This window comes from Staphylococcus sp. AS1337 (assembly GCF_051408735.1).
Lineage (GTDB): Bacteria > Bacillota > Bacilli > Staphylococcales > Staphylococcaceae > Staphylococcus > Staphylococcus xylosus_B.
On record NZ_JBOIHZ010000001.1, the window covers coordinates 54365 to 74111 of the forward strand.

General features: G+C 33.3%; 20 protein-coding genes. 10 read left to right on the forward strand and 10 right to left on the reverse strand.

The genetic code is table 11. From position 1 onward, the window contains the following. Window positions 1-5: 5 nt before the first annotated feature. From ACSUE0_RS00245 to ACSUE0_RS00275, 7 genes are all read right to left on the reverse strand, one after another. Window positions 6-1034, reverse strand: coding sequence for a sensor histidine kinase (locus ACSUE0_RS00245; protein ID WP_119613950.1), 1029 nt, complete (start codon window positions 1032-1034; stop codon window positions 6-8). Next, window positions 1035-1718, reverse strand: coding sequence for a response regulator transcription factor (locus tag ACSUE0_RS00250; RefSeq protein ID WP_436955486.1), 684 nt, complete (start codon window positions 1716-1718; stop codon window positions 1035-1037). It lies immediately after the preceding gene. Further along, window positions 1693-2145: a DoxX family membrane protein gene (locus ACSUE0_RS00255; RefSeq protein ID WP_436955977.1), complete on the reverse strand. Its 453-nt coding sequence runs from the start codon at window positions 2143-2145 to the stop codon at window positions 1693-1695. Before ACSUE0_RS00255 ends, ACSUE0_RS00250 begins: the two co-directional genes overlap by 26 nt. An 84-nt stretch (window positions 2146-2229) precedes the next feature. Then, window positions 2230-2673, reverse strand: coding sequence for a DM13 domain-containing protein (locus ACSUE0_RS00260; protein WP_119613947.1), 444 nt, complete (start codon window positions 2671-2673; stop codon window positions 2230-2232). Window positions 2674-3009: 336 nt separating this feature from the next. Beyond that, window positions 3010-3519: a YfiT family bacillithiol transferase gene (locus ACSUE0_RS00265; protein WP_119613946.1), complete on the reverse strand. Its 510-nt coding sequence runs from the start codon at window positions 3517-3519 to the stop codon at window positions 3010-3012. A 92-nt stretch (window positions 3520-3611) separates the two neighbouring features. Then, complete coding sequence (locus ACSUE0_RS00270) at window positions 3612-4055, reverse strand: VOC family protein (protein ID WP_436955489.1); 444 nt, start codon at window positions 4053-4055, stop codon at window positions 3612-3614. 109 nt (window positions 4056-4164) lie between these two features. Next, entirely contained in the window at window positions 4165-5238 is a 1074-nt protein-coding gene (locus ACSUE0_RS00275; RefSeq protein ID WP_119613944.1) for a M20 family metallopeptidase, read from the reverse strand. Between the two features lie 223 nt (window positions 5239-5461). Between ACSUE0_RS00275 and ACSUE0_RS00280 the strand changes: the two genes are divergently transcribed. Genes ACSUE0_RS00280 through ACSUE0_RS00290 form a run of 3 tightly spaced genes read left to right on the forward strand, consistent with a single transcriptional unit; the run spans window position 5462 to window position 9120 of the window. Continuing rightward, window positions 5462-6901 carry an NAD-dependent succinate-semialdehyde dehydrogenase gene (locus ACSUE0_RS00280; protein WP_119613943.1) on the forward strand — a complete coding sequence of 480 codons (1440 nt, stop codon included), beginning with the start codon at window positions 5462-5464 and terminating at the stop codon, window positions 6899-6901. 22 nt (window positions 6902-6923) lie between these two features. Further along, window positions 6924-8315: a glutamine synthetase family protein gene (locus ACSUE0_RS00285; RefSeq protein WP_017724010.1), complete on the forward strand. Its 1392-nt coding sequence runs from the start codon at window positions 6924-6926 to the stop codon at window positions 8313-8315. A gap of 37 nt (window positions 8316-8352) precedes the next feature. After that, window positions 8353-9120, forward strand: coding sequence for an SDR family NAD(P)-dependent oxidoreductase (locus tag ACSUE0_RS00290; protein WP_119613942.1), 768 nt, complete (start codon window positions 8353-8355; stop codon window positions 9118-9120). Between the two features lie 237 nt (window positions 9121-9357). Here the strand turns inward: ACSUE0_RS00290 and eutH are convergent, their stop codons facing one another. The 3 genes from eutH to ACSUE0_RS00305 all read right to left on the reverse strand — a co-directional run bounded on the left by eutH (window position 9358) and on the right by ACSUE0_RS00305 (window position 12691). Then, window positions 9358-10596 carry an ethanolamine utilization protein EutH gene (gene eutH / locus ACSUE0_RS00295; protein WP_436955493.1) on the reverse strand — a complete coding sequence of 413 codons (1239 nt, stop codon included), beginning with the start codon at window positions 10594-10596 and terminating at the stop codon, window positions 9358-9360. A gap of 96 nt (window positions 10597-10692) precedes the next feature. Next, window positions 10693-11259, reverse strand: coding sequence for an ANTAR domain-containing response regulator (locus tag ACSUE0_RS00300; protein WP_119613940.1), 567 nt, complete (start codon window positions 11257-11259; stop codon window positions 10693-10695). 1 nt (window position 11260) lies between these two features. Then, a complete protein-coding gene (locus tag ACSUE0_RS00305) occupies window positions 11261-12691 on the reverse strand; it encodes a sensor histidine kinase (protein WP_436955495.1) in 1431 nt (476 codons plus the stop codon). Window positions 12692-13123: 432 nt separating this feature from the next. On the opposite strand from ACSUE0_RS00305, the gene ACSUE0_RS00310 reads away from it, so the two are divergent. The 7 genes from ACSUE0_RS00310 to ACSUE0_RS00340 all read left to right on the forward strand — a co-directional run bounded on the left by ACSUE0_RS00310 (window position 13124) and on the right by ACSUE0_RS00340 (window position 19666). Further along, entirely contained in the window at window positions 13124-15109 is a 1986-nt protein-coding gene (locus ACSUE0_RS00310; RefSeq protein ID WP_436955497.1) for a BglG family transcription antiterminator, read from the forward strand. 19 nt (window positions 15110-15128) lie between these two features. Then, entirely contained in the window at window positions 15129-15596 is a 468-nt protein-coding gene (locus ACSUE0_RS00315; protein WP_119613937.1) for a PTS sugar transporter subunit IIA, read from the forward strand. Window positions 15597-15669: 73 nt separating this feature from the next. After that, entirely contained in the window at window positions 15670-15948 is a 279-nt protein-coding gene (locus ACSUE0_RS00320) for a PTS sugar transporter subunit IIB (RefSeq protein ID WP_017724017.1), read from the forward strand. Between the two features lie 126 nt (window positions 15949-16074). After that, window positions 16075-17334, forward strand: a complete 1260-nt coding sequence (locus ACSUE0_RS00325; protein WP_017724018.1) for a PTS galactitol transporter subunit IIC — start codon at window positions 16075-16077, stop codon at window positions 17332-17334. Window positions 17335-17354: 20 nt separating this feature from the next. Next, window positions 17355-18386 (forward strand): zinc-binding dehydrogenase, encoded by a 1032-nt coding sequence (locus ACSUE0_RS00330; RefSeq protein ID WP_119613936.1) that lies wholly within the window; start codon window positions 17355-17357, stop codon window positions 18384-18386. A 50-nt stretch (window positions 18387-18436) separates the two neighbouring features. Continuing rightward, the gene (locus ACSUE0_RS00335; RefSeq protein ID WP_182475152.1) at window positions 18437-18592 is read left to right on the forward strand and encodes a hypothetical protein; all 156 of its coding nucleotides are present in this window, start codon (window positions 18437-18439) and stop codon (window positions 18590-18592) included. 36 nt (window positions 18593-18628) lie between these two features. Next, window positions 18629-19666, forward strand: a complete 1038-nt coding sequence (locus ACSUE0_RS00340; protein ID WP_119613935.1) for a galactitol-1-phosphate 5-dehydrogenase — start codon at window positions 18629-18631, stop codon at window positions 19664-19666. Window positions 19667-19747: the final 81 nt, after the last annotated feature.

The following is a 19747-nucleotide window of genomic DNA, read 5'->3' on the forward strand; positions in this document are numbered from 1 at the left end:
ACCGTTTAATTTTTCGGGAAATACACTGTCATCGTCGTGCCTTCTCCAAATGTGCTATCAACAGAAATTTTACCACCTATTTGTTTAGCTAATGTCGACGCAATATATAATCCTAACCCAGATCCACCAGTTTCTTTATTTCTTGAGTTATCTACTCTATAAGTTCTATCAAAAATATATCTTAAATGTACTCCCTTTATACCTATGCCTCCATCTTTTACTGAAATTCCTAACATATTACGTTCATCTTCAAATACTGTAATTGTCACTATTTTATCAGCATCTGAAAATTTTAATGCATTATCTATAAAATTCGTAACAATTCGTTCCAATGCGATCTTATCTTGATAGAAAGCCTTTATATTAAGTGGAATATTAACTTCTAATTGTCTCTTGTCCTTTTTCAAACACTGTTGATATGATTCTAGAATAGGCATCAATAATTGATCGATATTTATTCGCGTATCGGAACGCTTATTATTTACAGACATGACATCTGTTAAATCATCAAACATTTGACTTAAACGGTCTGCTTGTCTAATAAGCACTTGATAGGCATCTTGCTTAGCTAATTCAGTATAAATCATGCCATCATTAAGCCCTTCTGAATATGACTTAATACTAGCTAACGGTGTTTTTAAGTCATGCGCTAAATTCTGAACCATATATAATTTTTCATCTTGTTCTGCTTTAATTTGATTCATTTGGTTATCGATTCTTATAGTCATTTGGTTAAAGGCATCACTTAATTCTTTTAATTCTTTCGGTGATTGAATATTTAAATCTTCTACTTTATAATTCCCTTTAGCAATTTGGTCAGTGCGATCATTTAATCTCTCAATTTTATGAATCGTTGGAACAGAGAAAAATATCGCGATAGCCATTGTCATCATGCTTGATACAAAAGAACAAAGTGTAAGTAATATAGTTTGATGAACATCGAACCACATTAATTTGTATAATATAAAAACCAAAAGCGTCGTTATAAATAATGACCCCATAAATGAATAAATTAATTGCTTACGAATCGTCATTTAAACACCTCTTTGAAACTTATAACCAAGTCCCCAAACTGTCGAAATTGTATATTCATTAAAATGATTACTTTCCAATTTCTCTCTAATACGATGAATGTGGACATTAAGTGAATTGACATCTTCGTAAAATTCATAACCCCAAACTTCTTCTATTAATGAAGTTTTTGAAATAGCTTCATCTTCATGCGTCATAAAATACCAAAGTAACTCAAACTCTTTAATACGAAATGGTACAGCTTCACCGTTAATTTCTACTATTTTAGTAATATTATTCAATTTAAGATTACCACAACTGATAACTTCATGATTTTTAGGTTTCTTTGCTACTCTATCCAACAAATTTTTCGCTCGTATCACTAGTTCTCTTGGGCTAAATGGTTTTTTTACATAATCATCTGCGCCTAACATTAGCCCAAAAATTGTGTCTGATTCACTTGTTTTAGCCGTTAAATAAATGTATGGAATATCTAATTGCTGTGCTTTCATTTCTTTGACCACGTCATAGCCATCTACTTCAGGCATCATGATGTCTAACACCATTAAATCTATAGATTCATCTAAGAACCCAAGTGCTTCTTTACCATTTTCGGCAAGGGTTACTTGATAACCCTCAAATTCAAAATAGGTTTTACAGATTTCTCTAATATCTTTTTCATCATCCGCTATAAATATGTGGGGCATTTTCATCATTCCTTAATTGTTTTCTTTTTATAAAATGATTTAAGCTTATTGAATTTATTATCTCTTTATTCATTAATATAATTATAAAGAAAAACAATTGAATTGGGTATGTGAAAATCATATCTGCAAGAATGTAATTTAACATTATAAAAACACCAAAAAAACTTGCTGTATAAGAAAGCACACCAAGAATCAAACTAAGTCCTATAGCGATCTCTCCAAGCTGCACCATCCATTTAAATATTTCTAGATTATTCGCTACAACTGCTTCAAAGAAAAATTTAAACCAAGCTGGGGAATCCTGGTTTTCTTTAATTACTGATACTAAACCATCTATCGCAAAACCACCTGTTAATTTTTCATAACCTTGAAATAGCATATAAAAACCAGACCCTAATCGAATAATCAGCAATATAATTTTCGATATCATCCTGTTAATCCACTCCTTTATAATATAATGTGGATTGACCCAACTTATAATCTAGAAGTCAATCCACGTGCTAATTGATTATTATTTTAGTTCTGCTGAACCAAAGATTACATGAGCTTTGTCGCAGTATATTGTTACGGTGTTATATTCATCGGTATTTATGTTTTTCAAATCAAATGTTTGCTCTGATTTATCATAATCAACTTTATCTATTTTATTCCCTTTTTTAATATTGCTATCTTTAGTGAGGTATACATGTAAATCTGGACCTTTAGATGATTTAAAGTCTTTTAACATCAATTTATTATCATGAATCATCGCCTTACCTTCTACTTTTTCTTTATTTTCTCCTTTAAACATACCTTCTTTCATACTTTTACTTTCACTCATGTCTTTGTTATCCATTTTTGACTCGGATTTTGTTTCTTCTTTCATATCTTCTTTCTTATTGTCCATATTATTACATGCTCCTAGTAATAATGATGTCGCTACCGTGCCCGAAATAAATAATGTTTTTATGTTCATAATATATACCTACTTTCAATTTATTTTTTCATAGCTTTATAATACGGCGAAAATAAATCATTTAACATTAACTGATTATTAACGTTTCTTAACTCATTCTTAAATATAGCGAAAATTTCAATTAAGATTTAAATAACATCATAAACATCTATAGTTCTAATCAATTAAGTAACAACTACTTATCTAATCGTGTTTAAACAAATGCACACAAAAAAGCTACGAAATCAACTTAGTTAATTGATTCCGTAGCGCTTTTTCGTGCTAAATGTAACAATATAAATACTAGTTACTAATTAATTGATCCACCGATGATTAGCCTGAAATTGAAAGTGATACTTATCTCGATAACGCAATTTCAATATGTGCTAAATGGTGGTTTTCATGCCATGCCAATTTAGCTAATTTTGTAGCAACTGTGATTTCACCACTACCTTTAAGCGTGAATTTACGTTCTAATTGATCTTTATCAATATGATTCCCTAATGCTACAATGCGTGCATTAATCCCATCTAACATGTGAAGAGAATATTCAATGGGAGCTGAACTATCTTCCAATTCTACCCATTCCTCTTGATTGAATGATGGGACGATTGGATTATTATCTGTTAATGCTAATTTCAACCTTTGATACATATTGAGTTGGGAGTCTGCAATATGGTGAACCAATTGACGTACATTCCAACTTCCATCACGATATGTTTTATTTAACTCTTCTTCAGTGATATTTTCAACTATATCTCTTAAACGCTGTGTATAATTGTCGATTTCTACTAGCCATTTTTGAACATCATCTAATGTTACATTTTCGGGTATGTCTAATTTACCGATTGGAAATCTTACATCCATATTAAATCACCTAATCATTAGTTATTTTTCTTCCGCTTATGACTGTTATATATTGTCTACCCTCAATAATTGTGTTGCCGAATCTCATGAATTTAATCAGGAATAATCAGCATATTTTGTTCATCAAATTCCCACATATCACCATATGCAACTTCCCAATAATAACCATTGATATCTGTAAAATAGCCACCATAACCACCCCAATCTAAATCTTGAGATGGTTTAACAACTGTTGCGCCAAATGTCTCGACTTGTTCTAAAATTAAATCGACTTCCTTTTTAGATTTGGCATTGTAAGCTAAAGTAATACCTATAAAACCACCCGTAGTTATTGTAGGAGGACTATCTGCATTTATATCTTTTGCTAATTCTTCAACAGGAAAAATTTCTAATTTTGTACCGTCATTATTAAAAAACACGATTGCTAAATTATCATCTGTTACCTCGGCAGTTGTTTTAAAACCAATATTTTTATAAAACTGGAGTGATGCTTTCAAATCTTTAACACCTAACGTGATTAAATTAATTCTATTCATTAGATCTCCTCATTTATTATTGGAATTGAATTGCTTATTATTTCCAAGGTTATAATTAATTTTCGTTACAGTAAGACTTTACCCTCATGATGAATGAGTTATTCTTTTCCTAATGCGCAAAATTCTTACTAAATGAAATAATAATATCTTTATATGTCTCTAAAGATTCAATAACTGCATACTCGCCATCACCATGCCATTCTCCTCCTGATGGACCGAATTCAATAGCAGGGACATCATATCTTGAAAAATATCTTGTGTCTGCGAAACCATGTTGACCGAACACCTCAACATGCTCTTTATTTTCAACTATCTTTATATGTTGAATCAATTTTTGGATATAAGGATTGCTGATTTCATTTTTAACACTTGGGCCAGTCAAATTCAAAGAGATTTCACCATCAGTAATCTCTTTAATTTGCGCTAAAATATCTTCTTTATCTTGATTAGGTAAATAACGAATATCAAATGAAATCAAACATTCATCTGGAACTTTATTGTATACTTCGCCACCTTTAATTTTGGCAAGGTTAATTGAAGGCGCCTCAAATATATCTGTAGACTCTTTAGCAAAGGGTAAATTAAGTATCTTATGATAAACTTCCATTGCTTTAGCAATTGCATTTTCCCCTTCCCAAGGCCTACTACCATGAGCTGATTTTCCTTTAAATTGAATATCAAATTGCAAAATACCTTTAGCTTGAAAGCCAATCCCTATTTGTGTTGGTTCAGCACAAATTACAAAATCACCTAAATAACCTTGATCCGTTAAATATGAAGCGCAGTTATATCCTCCAATTTCTTCATCCGTTACTAATTGAAGCTGAACACAAACATCTCCTAAGTCAATATTCTTCAAATCACGCATCGCTACCATAAATGAAGCGACACCTGCTTTCATATCTGCTGACCCCCGCCCATAAATCTTGCCGTCTTCAATTTGTGGTGTAAATTGTTTTTTCTTACCACTAACAACATCAACATGACCATTTAAAACGAGTTTTTTATTTCCTTCTCCTAAGTTACAAACAAGCATCTTATAACCATTATTTATTATTATTTCTGACGCCAAACCTTCTTTTTGTAACCATTCCGCACAATAGTCTATCGTTTCGTTTGCAGTATGCTGACTAGAGCTATCAAATTGAATCAAATGTTCTAGTAAATCTAATGTATCTTGCATTGACCATACCCCCTGTCTTTAATTGTGAAAAAGTATAATATATTATCTGAATATTGACAAGATTTAAAAATTTTAGTAATCTTTGTTTATATCAATATATAAAAGAATCAAGTAATATTATTTTGAATTTTCACAAGTAAATATAAATTAAGCAAAGGCGCTTATATCTCAATCTCGTTGATTGTGTATGTAAGCGCCTTTTTACATGTTAAGGGGCGATTTTATGACACGAAATTTAAATTACAATTGGATAAATGGTGAGCAAATTCAAACTGAAAAAACTTTATCAGTTGTCGATCCAGCAAATGGTAAAACTATTGGAGAAGTTCCTAGTGTAGATGGTCCAATCGTTCAAAAAGCAATTGATAGCGCTGCTAATGCTTTTGAAAATTGGTCTAATTATACTACTGAAACTAGACAAGAATTTTTAGAAAAATGGGCAGTGAACTTACTTAACAAACAAGAAGAACTTGCATCTATTATGAGTGAAGAACAAGGCAAACCATATAATGAAGCATTTGGTGAGATTGGTGTATGTGCTAAATTCATCCGCTGGTTTGCCGAAGAAGGTAAACGTATATATGGAGAAATCATTCCACCATCATCTGAAAACCAACGTATTTCAGTAATTAAACAACCCGTAGGTGTTTGTGGCCTAATTACACCTTGGAACTTCCCAGGTGCAATGGTTGCACGTAAAGTTGCGCCAGCACTAGCTGCAGGATGTACAGTTATTGTGAAACCCTCTAGTGAAACACCTAGAATTGCCATTGCTATTTTTGAAGAACTAATAGCTACTGGCATCGATAAGGGCGTTGCTAACATTGTTACAGGTAGCTCTTCATTAATATCTGACAAACTATTTAGCGATAAACGTGTTAAAAAAATGTCCTTCACTGGTTCTACTAAAATTGGAAAAACCTTAATGAGTGAAGCTTCCAAACAAATAAAACGTATATCTCTAGAACTTGGTGGTAACGCACCTGCAATAGTATTACCTGACGCCGATTTAGATAACGCAGCTGATGCTATAGTCGATAATAAATTTGAAAATAGTGGCCAAATGTGTAATGGAATTAACGTCATACTCGTACACAAAGATATCAAATCGGAAATCACCAAAAAAATCATTAGTAAAGTAAATAAGCTGAAAGTAGCTCCTGGTAATGAATCCGGTGCACAAGTTGGTCCATTAATTAACCAACAAGCCATTGAAAAAGTTGAAAAATTAGTAGCAGAATCTCAAGAAAACGGTGCAACTATTCAAACAGGTGGGCACAAAGCTGATATAGCAGGCTCAGAACTTTTTTATCAACCTACTGTTATAACCGATGTCAAGCCAACTATGTCGATTGCTCAAGAAGAAATTTTTGGACCAGTAGCACCAATTATTACTTTTGAATCTACTGAAGAAGCAATAGAAATAGCAAATGCCTCACCTTATGGGCTAGCAGCTTACTTTTTCTCTAATAATATCAATACAGTATATCAAATTAGCGAACAATTAGAGTTTGGAATGATTGGCGTTAACGGAACACAATTAAGTGTACCTCAAGCGCCATTTGGCGGTATTAAAGAAAGCGGGATGGGACGTGAAGGTAGCCACTTCGGTCTAGATGGCTTCCTAGAATTAAAATATATTTCACTATCTTTACTTAAATAAAATAGCTAAGGGGATGTCACACATGCAAAACAAAAATAGAGTAACTGGAAATATAACAAAAGATAAATTAATTGAATTAGTCAAATCAGATGAAATTGATACTATAATCATGGGATTTTGTGATATGCAAGGAAGACTCATGGGTAAGCGAATTACAGGAGACTTTATTTTAGAAAATGATATTTCAGATGGGACACATTTTTGTAACTACTTACTAGGTACAAATTTCGAAATGGATACAAATGAAAATTTTGAATTTATGAATTGGAATAAGGGCTACGGCGACTATTTAGCAGTACCTGATTTAGATACGTTAAAAGTTGTACCGTGGTTAGAAAAAACTGCCATGGTCTTTTGTGATGTCTACTCTGTAGACGGCAGTGAACCTATTTGTATTGCACCGAGAAATATATTAAAGCATCAAATCAAAAAAGCTGAATCACATGGTTTATCGCCACATATGGCTAGTGAATTAGAATTCTACTTATTCAATAATTCTTTCGAAGAAATTTCAAAACAAGGTTACAACAATTTGGAAGCTGCTGGACATTTAAATGAAGATTACAATTTACTACAAGGGAGTAAAAACGAGCCTATTTATCAAGAAATAAGACACCAAATGCACCTTATGGGAATTACTGTCGAATCTTCAAAAGGTGAAGCCTACAAAGGACAGCATGAAATCAATTTAAAATATTCTGATGCTTTAAATGCAGCCGATCAACACATCATGTTCAAACATGGAATGAAAGAAATTTGTATACAAAATGATAAATCCGTAACCTTTATGGCCAAACCATACGAAGAGTGGACTGGATCGAGTGGTCATATACATCTCAGCATGATGGAAAAAGGAACAAAAACGAACGCCTTCTATGCTGGTGATGACGCCGAAGAACCTAAATCTGAAACTATGCAACATTTCTTAGCTGGCATTTTAAAATATACTAAAGATTTTGCCTTAATGTTTGCACCTTACGTCAATTCATATAAACGTTTCGCACCAAACTCTTGGGCACCTGTTAGCATCGCATGGAGCAGAGATAATCGCTCAGCAGGTTACCGCGTAGTTGGTGATGGCAATTCATTACGCTTTGAATCTCGTATTTCAGGTGCAGATATGAACCCTTACTTAGCATATTCCGCACTTATAGGGGCTGGGCTATATGGTATCGATAACAAGATTCCTTTAAGTGAAGAATTGGTTGGTAATGCCTACGAACAAGATAGTATTACGCGAATTCCATCATCATTACATGAAGCTATCTTGCAATGGAAAAATAGTGAAGTTGTCACAGAAGTATTAGGTGAAGATGTCGCAAATCACTATTTAGAAGCTGCACAATCAGAGCAAAATGATTTCGATTCTTACGTCACGACTTGGGAACGTTCACGTTATTTTGAACAGAGCTAATACAATACTGAACTATTATTATAAGGAGGAACAATTTATGAGACTAAAAGATAAAGTATGTATTATTACCGGCGCAGGTGGCGGTATGGGGAAAATTGCAGCACAAACCTTTGCCAAAGAAGGTGCTAAAGTTGCAGTCTTTGAAAGAGATGAACAAGCTGGTCTTGAAACTGTTCAAATAATTAAGGACAATGGTGGCGAAGCCTCATTGTTCAAAGTAGATATTGCAAACGAAGAGAATGTTAAAAAGGCGGTTGCAGAGACTGTTCAATCTTATGGAAAAATTGATGTACTATACAATAATGCAGGTGTTATGCCTGAAGCAGATAATTCTGTAGTAAATACAAGTGAAGATGTTTGGGACTTAGTCATGAATATCAATGTTAAAGGAATTTTCTTTATGACAAAATATGTAATTCCTGAAATGGAGAAACATAATTCTGGTTCTATTATTAATATTGCATCATTTGTCGCCGAAATGGGTTGTTCTGTACCACAAGATGCCTATACTGCATCCAAAGGCGCTGTTGTTTCTTTAACTAAATCCTTAGCTATTCAATTTAGACCTAAAGGCATTAGAACTAACGCAATAAGTCCTGGACCAATCGAAACACCATTACTAATGGAGTGGTTAGTCTCAGATGAAGAAGCTAAAAACACTAGATTAAACAGACAACCAACTGGCCGCTTCGGGAAACCAGAAGATATTGTAAACTGTGCGTTATACTTGGCATCAGATGAATCAGACTGGACAAACGGTGCAAATATTAACGTAGATGGTGGTATCACTGCAAACTACTTCTAAATAATTACACATATATAAATACTTTAGAGCGCGACTATAAAAAGCGCATGTACTTCATAGCCTTTTAGTACACATTTAAAAATAGACATAAATTAATCCCGAGACATTATAAGTCTCGGGATTTTTAATTTTATAAACAATAACTGCTACATTCTTATTTTTCATCAATTTTGTACGAATTATATTCGAAACAACCGTTCTGAGTAGTGAAAGTACTGGATTTATAGACTCGAGCTATTACTTATTTTCTAAATATTCATTTTCACCAATAATACCTGCCCGTCTATCAATTTCTTCTAATTTTTTCGCTTTTGGAATACATAATATATATGCAAATATAATTGCAATAATACCTGCACTCAACTTACCTATCATTACAGCAGGTATCAGTGTTGGCTGGAAATTAGCTGTATAAGATAGGTGATCGCCTAACAAGAATGCCGAACATACACCAAAAGCAATATTGAGCACTTTATCTTTTGGTGGCATATCTCTTACAAGTTTAAGCATTGCTAAAATGTTCGCAATTGTTGCTATAAAACCTGCACTCCCTACTTCACTTAATCCTACTTTACTTCCAACTTTATGCAAACCTGTAGAAAAGTATTTACGAATTAAATATACCATCGGGAAAGCACCTGATAACATAATAGCAATATTACCTGCATTTTCTAATGCTCTAAAATTGTCGTGCTTATCAGCCATAATAGGATCAAATCCCCAACTCCCAAATATAGTGGTAAACAAACCTGTGAATATTTCTACTACAGAAAAGACAAATACTAATTTAATACATGTATCTAGAACCTTACCAAAGACAATAAATATTTTAATCATAATGTCAGAAAAGAAATATAACCCTATTGCTGTGATTAATACAAATAGAATTAATGGTAAAAGGTTAATAAATACCGTAGACATGCTAATCTGAAATATATGTGTTGCTGCACTTGTTGTATCAATGACTGTTCTAATTTTTGTATGGCTTAATAGAATTATTACCGTGGAAATAAAAACACCAAATGGTATAGCCAATAACCCTGACAATATTCCTAACGCCATATACTTATGATCTCGTTTATCTAGCATTGGTAACCCTAGCGGTATTGTAAACACAATAGTTGCCCCTGCCATAAAACCAACAATCATCGCCATTATCCATCCTTCATAACTTTGCTTTAAAACATCTGCAAGTTGATATCCTCCCATATCTGTTGCAAGTATAGAAGTAGCTGCGATTGCTGGATCAGCACCAATCTTGTCAAATAGTGGTCCAAAAACTTGTTCTATGAATTTTGAAATAAAAGGAATTGATGCCATGATGCCTGCTGAATTAGCAAAAATAGGCCCAATAGTATAAATACCTTCCATAAATTCTTTACCTATACCTTTATCTGCATTACGAATCGCACCAAATGCACCTAACACTGCACACGCCATAATAATATAAATAATTACCGTTCCAATATGCTCCATAATGTTTCCCCCATTGTTAAAGACTATAAAAAAACAAAAAAGTGCCTATTTGATTAATTCAAATAAGCACCTTTGCTTTTATATTTACTTGTTTTATTATCTCAATTTTTCGATAATCTTAGAAGCTTCAATTTCAATACCCACTTGCTTGTCCATACTCTTTCGCCTGAGTTTCTGATAAGCTGCTTCTTCTGTTAAATTTAATTGCTTCATCAATATGCCTTTTGCTTTTTCAACAAGTTTCCTATCGTTCATTTGTTTTTTGGTGTGATCTACTTCAAATCTTAATTCAGCAATATTTTGAGCTTGCCTCATTGCAATCTCAACAGCTGGTAATAATTGTGCTTCGGATATAGGTTTCACAATATAGCCCACTATATTAGCCTGTTTCGCTTCTTCTACATATTCACAATGACTATATGCCGTCAGTAGCAATATTGGAATATTGTATTTTTTCGAAATGATTTTGCTCGCTTTTAAACCATCCATTTTTGGCATTTTAATGTCCATAATGATTAAATCTGGCCGAAACTTATCAGTAGTTTCTAATGCTTTTTCTCCGTTACCGACTTCAGCAACCACATTATAATTCGCAGCTTCCAACATTTCTACGATGTCCATCCTAACGATAGACTCGTCTTCAACAACTATAATAGATGTCATTTTAATTCTCCCCTTTGTATTGAAACTCCACTCTCGCATTCGTTCCAACACTATTACGTTCAATTCTAAAAGCCCCGTCTAAGTCATTTTCCGTAATTGTGTTTACAATTTTCAAACCAAATGATTGTTTGAATTCACACGCAGTCTTTCCCGTGTCTTGTACATTTAGATTAATTAATTCAGATTGAGCATTGTAAGATAGACAAACTGTTATTTCCCCTTTTGCTTGTCCATTAAATGCATGTGTTAAGCAATTCGTTATAAGTTCATTTGCAATTAATGCGATAGACACTGCTATATTTGAAACTAAGTGGATATTTTCATCTGTTTTATAATTAATATGTATCGTTCTATTAGGAGATTCGTTATAAACTATCATATTCCCAATTTTTTTAATTAATTTATCAATATTTACAGAATCTGTGGATGATTCATCTAGTATAACTTCGTAGACTGATGCGATACTTAAAATTCTGTTAAGGCTTTCTTGGAAGTATTTTTCACTCCCATTGGGCAACCCTCGTCTCATCTGTAAACGCAATAAACTGGCAACAGTCTGTAAATTATTTTTCACACGATGATGAATTTCACCTATAGCAACTGATTTAGATATTAATGCCCTTTCTTTTTCTTTTAAATCTGTAATATCTTTTAACAGAATTAAATGACCGGTCATCACATCATCCTCAAGCAACTGTATACATTTAATTTGAAAATAATGCCCTTGTAGAGCACGCTCTTCTATTGTGATAATTCGTCCATCTGTAAGCATATTTTCGATAGATGGAAACAATTCTATGAAATTTAATCCTGCTTCACAGTCCAAATGTAAAAGTTCACTTACCATTGCTTCTCCTGCTAAATTAAAGTAACGTATGTTCAAATCATTATCTAAATCAAACAAGCTTTCTTCAATCATGTCTGGTACAAAAATTGGATTACTCTCCGAATTCGATACCAAATCACTTAGAGTACTAGTTGCTTGTGTTAATGCTTTCAATCTTTTTTCTTCCATAATTTTATTACTGACGTCTATTTCCATTATTAGAATACCAATAATTTCATTAGCTAATTTAATTGGCGTAGCGCTCTGCTCTACAACTTTACCTTCTTGTGAAATTGCGCGATGTTGTGCAAATTCACTACCTGAAAGCACTTCAAATACAGCAGGCTCAAACTTTTCATAAACATTAGCTTCTACTACAGATCCTTGATACAAACTTTTACAATTCACCGGAACTGCTTCTGCAACAACAATAACTTCACCATGCTCTTCTATTGGACAATCAATAAAGACATTTGCCTGATTCAAATTGGCAATCATTTGTAATTGTCCTGATACCTCAGAAATTTTATTTATTGCTGCCTCTGACAACATTGTCCTTGCTTTACATCTTATACTTACTTCATCGATATGCATCATTCCAAACATATTTATGTGAATATTTAGATTTTTATATTCATTTACTATTATGAAATTTTGTCAAAAATATGTCAATTCAAAACGCAATAATTCAAAATTTTATAGTAATTTCACACTATAGAGATAAATATATCGCCCTCACGATTATTACATTTTCCCGTCTTCTTTTCATAACTACAAAAAATAGTTTTATATGCTTGTCGATTTCATAATCTAATGATACTCGTAAAACAATGATGTTCATTGAATATTGCAACTTTTATCACAATGATGTACATAAAATGAAATTGGATTTGTGTCTGATGAATGTACAACTCTTTGATGCTATGTGCTAAATTAGAGTCAACAACAAGGGAGGGATTCAATATACAGACAGAAAATTTTAGCGTCATTACAGAATTAATTAAAAACCCTAAGCTTAAAGGCAAAGATCTCGAATTAATGTTCAATATATCTCGTAGACAACTTGGCTATAGAATCCAAAAAATCAATACATGGTTAACTGAACAAAATTTACCTACGATAGAGCGTACTAGCCAAGGCTTCTTCATCGTTGATGACGCAATAAAACATTTTCTTAATGTATATATTGAACCTTTACCACAGGAAAATGAGCAAGTATATACTGCTTGTCAGCGCGCGCATCTCATTTTACTGATGTTGTTTAAAGAAGATGAAGTGTTATCGTTAAATCACTTTTCTATCGATTTAAAAATTAGTAAGAACACTGTATTAAACGATTTAAAGCAATTAAAGTCACTACTAGAACCATATAATATTATGCTGAAATACTCGCGACAAAAGGGATATCATTTAAAAGGTAATGAATTTGAAATCAGAAAACTTTTAACTAACTTAATTGATAAAGCATATACACTAAACATTCTAAACCATGATGTTTTTGATATTTTAGGCTTACGTAAAGAAAAGCTTCAAATAATAGATACACAAATTAATAAAATTGAACAGTATTTAGAAAGCAATTTTATAGACCAAAGTACACAAACGCTACGTTATAAACTCTATTTTATTATTAGAAGAATTCAACATAATAAAATTGTCTCACCCTTTTCAATTGGCTATGATGATCTCTCGGACACTGAGGAATATCGAGCAACAGAAATACTCACTTCAAATTACTCTGATATACCTCTACAAGAAAAACTGTTTATAACATTACAACTTTTATCAACAAGCGTGCAATGGTCAGAACTAGATGATTCAACATTTTTACCAGAATTAAAAGTAGCACTTCAGTCTATGCTTGATCAATTTGAAAAAATCACCTTCATCACATTTAAAGATCGTGAAACGTTACTTAATCAATTAATGTTTCATATGAAGCCAGCTTTTTACAGAATTAGATATCAATTATCTGACGTCGAAAGTTTACAGAATACTCTGAAAGATGATTATAAAGAATTGTTTCACCTTGTAAAACTTTCTTCTAAACCAATGGAAAAAATATTAAGACAACATCTTCCCGATAATGAAATTGCATACTTAACCATTATTATCGGTGGCATTTTAAGAAGACAAGATGAAGACATTGATAAAAAAGTGAAAGCAGTTGTTGTTTGTACACAAGGGACATCAATTTCTCAATTAATGTTACAAGAACTACGAAGTGTATTTCCTGAATTTATATTTTTAGATACGTTATCATTACGCGAGTTTAATCATTACACTCTTGATTTTGATGTGGTCTTCTCACCAATGCACATCATGACAAATAAGAGATTGTATATCACTAAAACGATATTAACTGCTAAAGAAAAACATCATCTACGCCAACATGTATTCGGCCAACTTAATAACACATTTGATACTGACATACACGCTCAAAAAATGTTAGCGATGATACGTGAACACGCTGATATTCATAATGAGGACAACTTATTGAATGAAATTAAACAACAGTTCGATGAGATTCATGCCTATACATCAATCGAATCGTCTTCAATATCATTGAATTATCATTTAAACTTGCAAGATTTGTTGCCTGTAAATCATATTCAATTAATCTCTCACGTTAAAAATATAGACGAAGCCATACGAGTAGCTGCTAAGCCACTTTATAGCCAAAACTATATAGATGCTAATTACATCGATTCTATGATTCAATATTTTGACGCAACGTACATGGTAATTAATCAAAATATCGCAATACCACATGCAGAAAACGAACAAAATGTGAACCGTACCTCTATGAGTATGTTGGTATTAGATGAACCATTAACACTAAAAACAGGACTTGATGTAAATGTATTTGTGATTATTGCAGCTACAGATAAATTTAAACATTTAAGGCCTCTACTACAATTACGAGACTTGGCTCAAGAAGCCGATATGGTACAAAACATTATACAAACTGATTCAAAATCACAAGTGTTCGAAGTCATTAAACACTTTTCAATAATAGAGTAAAACAAAGGGGTTGAGCCATATGGAAAGTTTAAAATTGGATACATCTAACATCATTATAGGTTTAGAGGCAACCACAAAAGAAGAGGCGTTAAGTCAATTAGCCAAACGGATGTACAACAATGGTTACGTCAAAGCATCTTATGAAAATGCAGTTATTGAAAGAGAAGCATCCTTTGCTACAGGATTACCTACAGTGTATTGTTCGGTAGCAATTCCACACACAGACATTCAACACGTTAATTCAAAGTCTATCGGCGTGGCTGTACTTAAAGAAACCGTACCTTTTGTAATTATGGGAGAACTTGAAGCAACAACAGATGTAAAATTAATTTTCATGCTCGCAATGGATAAAGAAGATAAACAATTATCATTACTCCAAAAATTAATGGGTATTTTTCAAAACAATCAAATACTTGAAGCCATTGCAAATTCAACAAACAATACTCACATCGTAGATATTATTGAACATGAAATTAGAGAAGCATAAACAGCTTTTTGGAATAATGAAACTTTTAAGCAGTATACCTTAAATATATATCAAAAATTAGGAGGAATTTATTATGAAACAAGTATTAGTAGCATGTGGTGCAGGTATTGCAACATCAACGGTAGTGAACAGTGCAATTGAAGAAATGGCGAAAGAACACAACATCAAAGTAGATTTAAAACAAATAAAAATTTCTGAGGTAGGCTCGTATGTTGATACAGCAGACTTATTAGTTACAACTGCTATGACGCAAAAAGAATACGACTTTCCTGTTATTAATGCACGTAACTTTTTAACTGGTATTGGGGTTGAAGATACTAAAAAAGAAATTCTAGATGCATTACAAAGCTAATGAACTATTTATTAAAATGATCGTACGAACTGTTGGGATAAATACCGTAACAATTTTTATAGTTATAACAAAGTGACATCTTAATTTATACCAATAGTACTTTATATAAAGAGGATGGTGTATGGGATGAGTGGATTTGTAGATTTTATTCAAGCTTTTTTAGATTTAGGGGCAACAGTTATACTTCCTATCGTTATATTCTTATTAGGATTATTCTTTAGGCAAAAAGTAGGAGCAGCATTCAGGTCAGGTCTGACAATTGGTGTTGCATTCGTTGGGATTTTCTTAGTTATTGACTTACTAGTTAACAACCTTGGCCCTGCTGCTCAAGCCATGGTTAAAAACTTAGGGGTTAGTTTAAATGTCATTGATGTAGGTTGGCCAGCAACGTCTTCTATTGCATGGGCCTCTACAATTGCTGCATTTATTATTCCTTTAGGCATTGTCGTTAACATCGCAATGTTATTAACAAAAACAACACGTACTATGAACGTAGATATCTGGAATTTCTGGCACTATACCTTTATGGGTGCCATGGTTTATGCAATATCTGGCAGTATTTGGCAATCTTTAATAGCCGCTGCAGTATTCCAAATTGTTTGTCTAAAAGTGGCCGATTGGACTGCACCAATGATGAGTAAATTTTATGACTTACCTGGGGTGTCTATTGCAACAGGTAGTACAATTTCATATGCTCCAGGTATTTTCTTAGTAAAAGGATTGCAAAAAGTACCTGTAATTAAAAACTTAAATGCAGATCCTGAAACGATTCAAAAAAGATTCGGTGCATTTGGTGAATCTATATTTGTCGGTTTAGTACTCGGTTTAGCAATTGGCTTATTAGCTGGCTACAACGCTGGTGACGTAATAAATCTTGGTATGTCCATGGCTGCAGTTATGGTGTTGATGCCTCGCATGGTTAAGATTCTGATGGAAGGTTTAATGCCTGTTTCAGAATCCGCACGTACATGGCTAAACAAACGTTTTGGTGATCGTGAAATCTACATTGGCTTAGATGCGGCTGTTGCATTAGGACATCCAGCAGTTATCGCAACCGCTTTAATTTTAGTGCCTATTACCGTATTGTTAGCTGTTATTTTGCCTGGTAACCAAGTGCTACCTTTTGGTGACTTAGCAACAATTCCATTTATTGTCGCTTTTATTGTAGGTGCTGCTCGAGGAAACATTATACACTCAGTTATTGTTGGCACAATCATGATTGCAATTTCCTTATATATCGCAACTGATGTTGCACCGATATTCACAAGTATGGCGGAAGGTACAAATGTGAAAATGCCAGCTGGTTCATCACAAATTTCAAGTATAGACCAAGGTGGTAACATCTTAAACTATATTATATTCAAATTCTTTGGCTTATTTAATTAACTGATAGGAGATGACTTCACATGAAAGCACTCGTTAAAACTAAAGAAGGTTTTGGAAACCTAGAAGTATTAGATACAGAAACACCTTCACCAAACAAAGATGAAATAAAAATAAAAGTTCATTATGCAGGTATTTGTGGTACAGATATTCACACATACGAAGGACATTATAAAGTGAATTTTCCAGTTATACTCGGCCATGAATTCTCAGGCGAGGTTGTAGAAGTCGGTACAAATATTACAAATTTTACTATTGGGGATCGTGTTACTTCCGAAACAACATATTACATTTGTGGGGAATGTGACTATTGTCAAAATGGTGATTATAACTTATGTAATCATCGTAAAGGCTTGGGCACTCAACAAAACGGTGGTTTCACGCAATACTTAGTTACTCCAGCAACTAGCGCCCATCACATACCAGACAATGTTTCTTACAAAGCTGCTGCGATGACTGAACCATTAGCCTGCGCGCACCATGCCGTTTCTAAAATTGACATCCAACCTGAAGATGTTGTTGTTGTTATTGGCCCTGGTCCTATTGGGCTGTTAGTCGCTCAAGTTGTTAAAAGTAAAGGCGCTAAAGTTATAATAACCGGATTGAATAATGATCAAGCAAGACTAGATAAAGCATATGAACTTAACTTAGATCATGTAGTTAATATTCAAAATACTGATTTGAAATCATATGTAAATAAAGTCACTAATGGTTATGGCGCAAATGTCGTATTAGAATGTTCTGGTGCAATACCGGCCGCCAAACAAGGATTAGATATTTTACGTAAAAAAGGACAATATGTCCAAGTTGGTATCTTTAAAGATAGCGAAATCCCATTCAATTTAGAACAAATAGTTCAAAAAGAATTACGTATTGTAGGTACTAGAAGCCAAAAACCAGCAGATTGGGAACCTTCTTTACAACTGCTAAGCCGTGGAGAAGTCGACGCAGAGTCTCTTATTACAAACGAGCTTAATATTAAACAATGGACAGAAGGATACGACCATATCAAGAGTGGTGAAGGTATCAAAGTATTACTTCGCCCTATCGAATAATTTCAAAATATTCATCGTTAATATACAAACGATAAAAGGAGCGTAAAAATATGGTAGAACTAATGTTGGATTTCATGCTTGGACCCTTGAGGAATATTACAGATTTATATATGGACAACTTACTATATGCAAATACTATCGTCATTTTCGGTTACTTTGTCGCTAAATTTTTTAAAAAGAGAAAAACAAATGCTGAGCAAGGTTAATTCATTTCATATTTAAAAGTTAAGAGGTGACAACATTTGAAAGCTTTAAACTTATATGGCATTCAAGATTTAAGATATGAAGAAACGAAATCTCCTAAAATTGACAATAGCAATGATGTTATTATCAAAGTAGTAGCAACAGGAATTTGCGGTTCCGACAATTCGCGTTATAAAAAATTAGGGCCTTACCGAGCAGGTACACCATTTGGCCATGAGTTTTCAGGTACCGTCCATAGTATAGGCAATGATGTAAAACATTTATCTGTTGGTGATGCCGTGACAGGATGCCCTGCGATTGCATGTCACAACTGTGAACAATGTGAAAAAGGTGCATATTCTAGATGTGAAAATTTATATGTCATAGGTTCTTATGAACCGGGTTGTTTTGCAGAATACGTTAAACTGCCAGCTCATAACGTCTTAAAGTTACCTAATAATGTAGATTTTGATACGGCCGCTATGGTTGAACCGTCTGCAGTGGTAGCACATGGGTTTTATAGAACAACTATGAAACCCGGTGCGACTGTGGCTGTCATCGGTTGCGGAAGTATTGGATTACTAGCCTTACAATGGGCTAAAATATTTGGTGCTGCTAAGACTATTGCTATAGATATAGACTCCAACAAACTAGAAATTGCTAAAACACTTGGTGTTGATTATACAATTAATTCTAAAGAGAAAAATCTAAATGAACTTATTAAAACACTCCCTTATAACATAGATGTAGCCGTTGAATCTGCTGGCTCACCATTTACTATAGGGCAAGTATTAACATTACCGTCTAAAGGTGGGGAAGTCTTACTGCTTGGTATTCCTTATTCAGATATTGAAATCAATCGTGAACATTTTGAAAAGATATTACGTAATGAGCTCAATGTTATTGGTTCTTGGAATGGCTTATCTGCACCATTTCCAGGTGAAGAATGGCATGCATCACTACATTATATGTCTACTGGGAAAATTAAAGTACATGCTATGATTTCAGATTATCTAGATTTGGCACAAGGTCCTGCCACATTTGATGCAATCGTAAATAACAAGAAACATTTTAATAAGGTTATTTTCCATCCATAATTAACATATTAAATTCAGCTATAAAGAGATCTATGTCAATAGGTTCATTTATAGCTATTTTTAAATTTAAAAAGACCCGAG